Origin of the sequence: Sphingomonas sp. (assembly GCF_035758555.1) — a bacterium.
Classification (GTDB): domain Bacteria; phylum Pseudomonadota; class Alphaproteobacteria; order Sphingomonadales; family Sphingomonadaceae; genus Sphingomonas_B.
In genome coordinates this window covers 1-7,356 of the sequence record NZ_DASTXI010000014.1, presented here as the reverse complement: position 1 = coordinate 7,356, position 7,356 = coordinate 1, and the positions used below count along the sequence as shown (strand labels likewise).

At 66.4% G+C, this 7,356-nt stretch carries 4 protein-coding genes; all 4 read left to right on the top strand.

Features of this window, described 5'->3' with window-relative positions; all coding sequences use genetic code 11:
- On the top strand, positions 1-1,657 hold a 1,657-nt coding region (locus VFT73_RS00790), incomplete at its 5' end, for an FtsX-like permease family protein (RefSeq protein ID WP_326408205.1).
- Between the two features lie 9 nt (positions 1,658-1,666).
- Positions 1,667-4,174, top strand: coding sequence for an ABC transporter permease (locus VFT73_RS00785; RefSeq protein WP_326408204.1), 2,508 nt, complete (start codon positions 1,667-1,669; stop codon positions 4,172-4,174).
- Positions 4,175-4,183: 9 nt separating this feature from the next.
- The gene (locus tag VFT73_RS00780) at positions 4,184-6,691 is read left to right on the top strand and encodes an ABC transporter permease (RefSeq protein WP_326408203.1); all 2,508 of its coding nucleotides are present in this window, start codon (positions 4,184-4,186) and stop codon (positions 6,689-6,691) included.
- A 71-nt stretch (positions 6,692-6,762) separates the two neighbouring features.
- Positions 6,763-7,335: a transcriptional regulator gene (locus VFT73_RS00775; protein WP_326408201.1), complete on the top strand. Its 573-nt coding sequence runs from the start codon at positions 6,763-6,765 to the stop codon at positions 7,333-7,335.
- Positions 7,336-7,356: the final 21 nt, after the last annotated feature.

Sequence of the window (7,356 nt, the reverse complement as noted above, 5' to 3'; positions counted from 1 at the left end):
CGCCATGACGCCGGGCAACGACCGGCGGACGATCATCACTTTCGCCATCATCGCCCTGCTCATCCTCGGCATGGCCTGCGTCAACTTCACCAATCTCGCCACCGCGCGCGCCTCGCAGCGGGCGCGCGAGGTCGCGTTGCGCAAGGTGCTCGGGGCATCGCGCGGCCAGCTTGTCGTGCAGTTCCTCGGCGAATCGATCCTGATCGCGTTCGTCGCGATGCTGCTCGCCCTCGCTGTTGTCGAACTGCTGCTGCCGTCCTTCAACGCGTTCCTCGGCAGCGCGATTGCGCTTCATTATGTCGGCAAGGGCGGCGTGCTGCTGCCGCTGATCGGCCTGGTCGTGCTCGTCGGCGTCGTCGCCGGGCTCTATCCGGCCTTTTACCTGGCGCGGTTCGAGCCGGCCAAGATATTGAAGGCCAACAAGTCGTCGGCCGACGCGCAGGGGTCCGGGCGCCTGCGCAACGTGCTGGTGGTCGGGCAGTTCGCGATCTCGATCGGGCTGATCATCTGCACGGCCGTGATCTATTCGCAGACGGCCTATGCCCGCACGATGGACGCCGGGTACCGTCGCGACGGGCTGCTGCAGGTCGGCAATCTCGGCTATCGCGGCGTCGATGGCCGCGACCAGGCCGTGACCGAGCAGATCCGACGGATCCAGGGCGTGCAGGCTGCGGCCCGCACCCAGATCGCGGTCGATCCGGACAGCAATTCGATCACTCGCGTCTATTTTCCCGGCGGCACGCAGTCGGTCGATCTGGGCGACTATTCGGTCGAGCCCGGCTTCTTCGAGGCGATGGGGATGAAGATGCTGGCCGGCCGTGGCTTCTCGGAAGCGCAGGGCCGGGACGACATGACCACGCCGCCGCGCTCCGATCCCGGCCGGGAGGCAGCGCTGCAGGCGCTGGCCGAACGCGGCGCGAACGTCGTCGTCACGATGGAAGCGGCGCGGCGGCTCGGCTTCAAGACGGCTCAGGAAGCGATCGGCAAGCAGTTCGATGCGGACATGCTGCCCAACGAATACGGGCTGCTGCCGGTGACGATCGTCGGTGTCGTCGAGGACGCACGCTTCCGCTCGGTCCGGGAGCCGCTGCAGCCGATCATCTACACGATGCGCCGCAACGGCTTCGAGACGATCGCGGTACGCTTCTCGGGCGATCCCGCGGCCATCCGTCAGCAGATCGAGACGGTGTGGAAGCGCAACATCCCGCAGGTGCCGTTCGACGCCCGCTTCGTGCAGGATATCGTGCGCGAACAATATGACCGCGAGGCGGCCCGGGCGGAAATCTTCGCCACGTTCGCGGGGCTGGCGGTCGTGATCGGCTGCCTCGGCCTGTTCGGCCTCGCCGCGTTCACGGCGGAGCGTCGGACCAAGGAAATCGGCATCCGCAAGGTGCTGGGCGCCCGCAGCCGTGACATCGTGCGGCTGCTCGTCTGGCAGTTCACGCGGCCGGTTATCATCGCCAACCTGATCGCCTGGCCGGTGGCCTGGTGGCTGATGCGCGACTGGCTGAACAAGTTCGACGATCGCATCGCGCTTGGCCCGACGCCGTTCGTGGCGGCCGGGCTGCTCGCGCTCGTCATCGCGATCGGCACCATCGCCGGTCACGCAATCAAGGTCGCAAGTGCCAACCCCATCCGCGCGCTGCGCTACGAATAGAGGCTATTTATGTGGCGGAATTATCTGACGGTCGGCGTCCGGTCCCTGATGAAGAACCGGGCCTATGCGCTGATCAACATCCTGGGTCTGGCGATCGGCATGGCCGCGTGCCTGATCATCCTGCTGTTCGTCCGCTATGAGCTGACCTACGACAAGGCGCTGCCGGGATCCGAGAACGCCTATCAGTTCCAGACCTACTACCACGATCCGGATACGGGCGAGGAAAGCTACCTGCAGATGGCGGCCTATGTCACCAAGCAGGCGCTGCTGAAGGATTTCCCGCAGATCGAGCAGGCAGTCTACATCCAGTCCTCGCGTCCGGTCGTGATCCGCAACGGCGAGCCTTTCGAAGTCGAGGACTTCAAATTCGCCGACGGGCCGTTGTTCGATATCCTGCAATTTCCGTTCGTGCAGGGAAATCCGAAGACCGCGCTGGCCAACCCCGGCTCGGTAGTGCTGACCGAGAGCGAAGCGCAGAAACGGTTCGGCGGGGAGAACCCGATGGGCCAGACGCTGACCGTTGTCGCACAGGGCAAGAATACCGATTACCGCGTCACCGGCGTGGTCAAGGACCCGCCGAAGAACAGCCATGTGAAGCTCAGCATGGTCGCACGCTACGACCCGAGCAGCTACTGGGCCGACAACCCCGATTTCCTCACCCAATGGGGATGGCAATCGGGGCATATGTATCTGCGGCTGAAACCGGGCACGGACGCGGCGGCGATCAACGCGCAGCTGCCGGCGTGGGAGAAGCGCAACATCGCCGACCAGGTGTTCGGCGGACAGCGGTTCAACCAGGGCGACATCGCCGATTTCGCGCTGGTCAACATCCGCGACGTGCACCTGGGCAAGGCGCAGGACGGGGCGATGACGCCCGGCAACGACCGCCGCACGATCATCACGTTCGCCGTCGTCGCGCTGCTGATCCTCGGCATGGCCTGCGTGAATTTCGTTAATCTAGCGACGGCGCGGGCGAGCCAGCGCGCGCGCGAGGTGGCGCTGCGCAAGGTGCTGGGCGCCAACCGGCGGCAGCTGATCGTCCAGTTCCTGAGCGAATCCGTGCTGGTCGCGGCGATCGCGATGCTGGTCGCGCTCGCGATCGCCGAGGTCACATTGCCGGCGATCTCGGGCTTCCTCGACGCCGATCTGGACATGACCTATTTCGGCCGCAGCGGGCTGCTGCTGCCGATCCTGGCGCTGGTGCTGGTGGTCGGCGCCGCGGGCGGGCTGTATCCGGCTTTCTACCTGTCGCGCTTCCAGCCCGCAAAGGTGCTGAAGGCGAACAAGTCCGCGGCGGATGCGGAAGGCTCCGGCCGTCTGCGCGGCGTGCTGGTGGTGAGCCAGTTCGCCGTGTCGATCGGCCTGATCATCTGCACGGCGGTGGTCTATACCCAGACCGTCTACGCCCGCACGTCCGATCCCGGCTATCAGCGCGAGGGGCTGATCCAGCTCGACGGCGCCGGCCGGCGCCAAATCCAGCCCATGCTCGACACGATCGTGGCTGAAATGGCGAAGGTGGACGGCGTCGTCTCCGTCGGCCGCACCACGATCGGCATCGCCACGCCCAACAGCAGCAACACCGGCGTGCAGCTGCCCGGCCGGCAGGAGCCGGTCAATATCGGCCAGTACAATATCGATGATGGCTTCTTCAAAACCATGGGGATCAAGCTGATCGCCGGCCGCAGCTTCGACCGCAGCCGGCCTGCCGACAGTTCGGAGCGGCCGTTCCCCGAGGATCCGGCGGCCGAGCGGGCCTTTGCCGCCCGCGGCGCCAATATCGTCGTCAACGAGCTGGCGGCGAAGCGGATGGGCTTCAAGAGCCCCGCGGACGCGATCGGCAAGCAACTGAAGGCGGCGCTGGTCGATCCGGAATATGGCGGGATGGTGCCGATCAACATCATCGGCGTCGTCCAGGATTCGCGCTTCCGTTCGGTCCGGGAGCCGATCGACTCGATCATGTTCTTCTACGATCCCAGGTCGATCAACCAGATCCTGGTGCGCTACAGCAGCAAGGACCCGGCCGCCGTGCGCGACCGGATCGAAGGCGTGTGGAAACGGCTTGCGCCCGACGTGCCGTTCCAGGCCAAGTTCAGCGACGAGATCGTCGGCAAGCTTTATCAGGCGGAGGGCGCCAGGGCCGCGATCTTTGCCGCCTTTGCCTTGTTGGCCGTGATCGTCGGCTGTCTCGGCCTCTTTGGCCTCGCGTCCTTCACCGCGGAGCGGCGGACCAAGGAGATCGGTATCCGCAAGGTGCTGGGCGCCCGCACGCGCGACATCGTGCGGCTGCTGGTCTGGCAGTTCACCCGGCCGGTCATCGTCGCCAACCTGATCGCCTGGCCGATCGCCTGGTGGGTGATGCGCGACTGGCTGAACAAGTTCGACGACCGCATCGCGCTCGGGCCGACACCATTCGTGGCGGCCGGGCTCCTTGCCCTGATCATCGCGATCGGCACCATCGCCGCTCACGCGATCAAGGTCGCGAGCGCCAACCCGATCCGCGCGCTGCGGTACGAATAGAGGCTTCCCATGTGGCGGAATTACCTGACCGTCGGCGTGCGGGCGTTGCTGAAGAGCCGCGTCTATGCGGCGATCAACATCCTGGGGCTGGCGATCGGGATGGCCGCGTGCCTGATGATCCTGCTCTATGTTCGCTACGAGATGAGCTACGACAAATGGCTCCCGAACGCCGAGAACATCTATCAGGTGCAGAGCTGGTCGACCGATCGTGAGACCGGCGACGTCTACAAGCTGCGGATGTCCCAATATGTCGCGAGCACGGCGCTGCAGAAGGACTTTCCGCAGATCGTCAACCGCGTCTATGCGCTGAGCTCCGGGCCGGTGGTGATCCGGGACGGGCAGGCGCTGTCCACGGACGACGTGGTCCGCGTCGACGGCCCGTTCTTTGACGTGTTCCAATTCCCGTTCGTGGCAGGCGACCCGAAGACGGCGCTGCAGAAGCCGGGCACCGTCGCGCTCAGCGAGACCGAGGCGCGGCGGCTCTACGGCTCGACTAATCCCGTCGGACAAACGCTGACGATGGTCGAGCGCGGCAAGCATGTCGACTACACCGTCACCGGCGTGTTCCGGGATTTGCCGAAGAACAGCCATATGAAGCTGTCGATGGTGATCCGGTTCGATCCGATCAGCTACTTCGTCGATTACCCGCAATTCCCGACCAGCTGGGGCGAGATTTCGGGCTGGGGCTATGTCGTGCTGCGGCCCGGCACCGACCCGAAGACGATCACCAGCCAGCTCGACGCATGGGAAAAGCGCAACATCCCCGACGATACGTTCGAGGGCAGGAGCGAGAATCCGGGCAAGTTCCAGGACTGGAAGCTCGTCAATGTCCGCGACGTCCATCTGGGCGAGGCGCAGGAAGCGGCGATGCGGCCAGGTAACGACCGCACCACGATCGTCACCTTTGCGATCGTGGCGCTGCTGATCCTGGGCATCGCCTGCGTCAACTTCGTCAACCTGGCGACCGCCCGCGCCAGCCAGCGGGCGCGTGAAGTGGCGCTGCGCAAGGTGCTGGGCGCGACGCGCGGCCAGCTGGTCGTGCAGTTCATCGGCGAATCGCTGCTGATCGCGAGCGTCGCGATGGTGGTGGCGCTGGCAATCGCGGAGCTTGCCATTCCTGCGCTCGCCGCGTTCCTGGATGCCGACCTGAAGCTCGAATATTTCGGCAGCGACGGCATCGTGCTGCCGATCATCGCGCTGCTGATTGTCGTCGGCGCGGCGGGCGGCGTCTATCCGGCGCTTTACCTGTCCCGCTACAAGCCGGCCCAGGTGCTGAAGGCGAACAAGTCGTCGGCGGAGTCGGCCGGCACCGGGCGGCTGCGCAGCATCCTGGTCGTCGCGCAGTTCGCCGTCTCGATCGGCCTGATCATCTGCACCAGCATCGTCTACGCACAGACGGTGTTCGCGCGGACTGCCGATCCGGGCTTTCGTCGCGACGGCCTTCTGCAGGTGAACATCGGCTATCGCAGCTTCCTGCCGAACAGCGAGGCGTTCGCGCGCGCGGTCGAACGGGTACCGGGCGTCCAGTCGGTCGCGCGCACCGCGATCGGCGTGTCGACAGGCAGCACGATGGGCCGCGCGGTCAAGGTGCCGGGCCGGACCGAAACCGTCGGCATCGGCAATTACGCCATCGACGAGGGCTTTTTCGACGCGATGGGGATCAAGCTGCTGGCCGGCCGTTTGCTCGACAAAAGCCAGGCGATGGACGAGACCTCCGTGCCTTGGCCCGAGCCCGATCCGGAGGCGGAACGGGCGCTGGCGGCTCGCGGCGGCAATGTCGTCATCAACGCGCTTGCGGCCGAGCGGCTGGGCTTCAAGAGCCCGCAGGATGCGATCGGCAAGGAAGTCCGCGTCGCGCTGAGCCTCGACACCACGCAGCCGCTGGTGCCGGTGCGGATCGTCGGCGTGGTGGCGGATTCGCGTTTCCGCTCGATCCGCATCCCGGTCGAGCCGATCATGTACCGGCTGGGCTCCGACTATCTGAGCGCGCTGATGGTGCGCTATCAGGACCCGAACCCCAATGCCGTGCGCGAGCGGATCGGCGAGGTCTGGAAGCGGTTCGCGCCGGACCTGCCGTTCGAGGCGAAGTTCAGCGAGGACATCGTCGCGAAGCTCTACACGACGGAACAGGCGCGCGCGCAGATCTTCGCCGGTTTTGCGGTGCTCGCGGTGGTGATCGGGTGTCTCGGACTGTTCGGCCTCGCGACCTTCACCGCGGAGCGGCGGACCAAGGAGATCGGCATCCGCAAGGTGCTGGGCGCCCGCACGCGCGACATCGTGCGGTTGCTGGTGTGGCAGTTCACGCGCCCCGTCATCATCGCTAACCTGATCGCCTGGCCGATTGCCTGGTGGGTGATGCGCGACTGGCTGAACAAGTTCGACGCGCGCGTCGACCTGACGCCGGCGCCGTTCGTGGTGGCCGGCCTGATCGCCTTCACCATTGCGATCGCGACGGTTGCGGCCCACGCGATGCGGGTCGCGCGCACCAATCCCATCCACGCCCTCAGATACGAGTAGGCCAACTGCTCCGCCCCGGTCTTGCAAGCGCCGGGGCGGAGTCTTTCCCTTTCCCCGCGCGTTCCCGCGCCATGCGCGTGTTCCTGGATTTCGAAGCCTCGTCGCTGTCGAAGAATAGCTATCCGGTCGAGGTCGCTTGGGCCTTCGAGGATGGCGCATCCGAGGCCTGGCTGATCCGTCCCGCGCCCGGCTGGACAGAATGGGACGCGCGCGCGGAAGCCATCCACGGCATCAGCCGCGCCATGCTGGACCGGGAAGGGGAGGCGCACGATCGCGTCGCCGCGCGCATGGTCGACGCGCTGAGCGGCCATGACCTGCTCGCCAGCGCCCCGTCATGGGACGGCAAATGGCTCAGCGCGCTGCTTCGCGCCGCCGGCCTGCCGCGGCACGCGCTGCGCCTGCGCGACAGCGACGACGCGCATCTGGAGACGGCGATGGCGCTGCTGCAGGGGGCAGTCGAGCCGGCGCAGATCGAGGGAGTGGCGTCATCCCTGGTCGCGAGTGCGCAGATACGCGCTGCCGGCGAGCAGCCCGCTCACCGCGCCCTTGCCGACGCACAGGAAGAGCGCCTGCGCTGGCTCAAGGTGCGCGACGAAGCACAGGCGCTGGCGTGCCGGATGCGCGGCAGTGGCGGCGCACGCTGAGAGAAGCCACGTCAGGGTGTT

Excerpts from the sequence above, each read along its gene's own strand:
- VFT73_RS00785 (WP_326408204.1), top strand. The coding sequence starts at position 1,667 with ATGTGGCGGAATTATCTGACGGTCGGCGTCCGGTCCCTGATGAAGAAC.
- VFT73_RS00780 (WP_326408203.1), top strand. The coding sequence starts at position 4,184 with ATGTGGCGGAATTACCTGACCGTCGGCGTGCGGGCGTTGCTGAAGAGC.
- VFT73_RS00775 (WP_326408201.1), top strand. The coding sequence starts at position 6,763 with ATGCGCGTGTTCCTGGATTTCGAAGCCTCGTCGCTGTCGAAGAATAGC.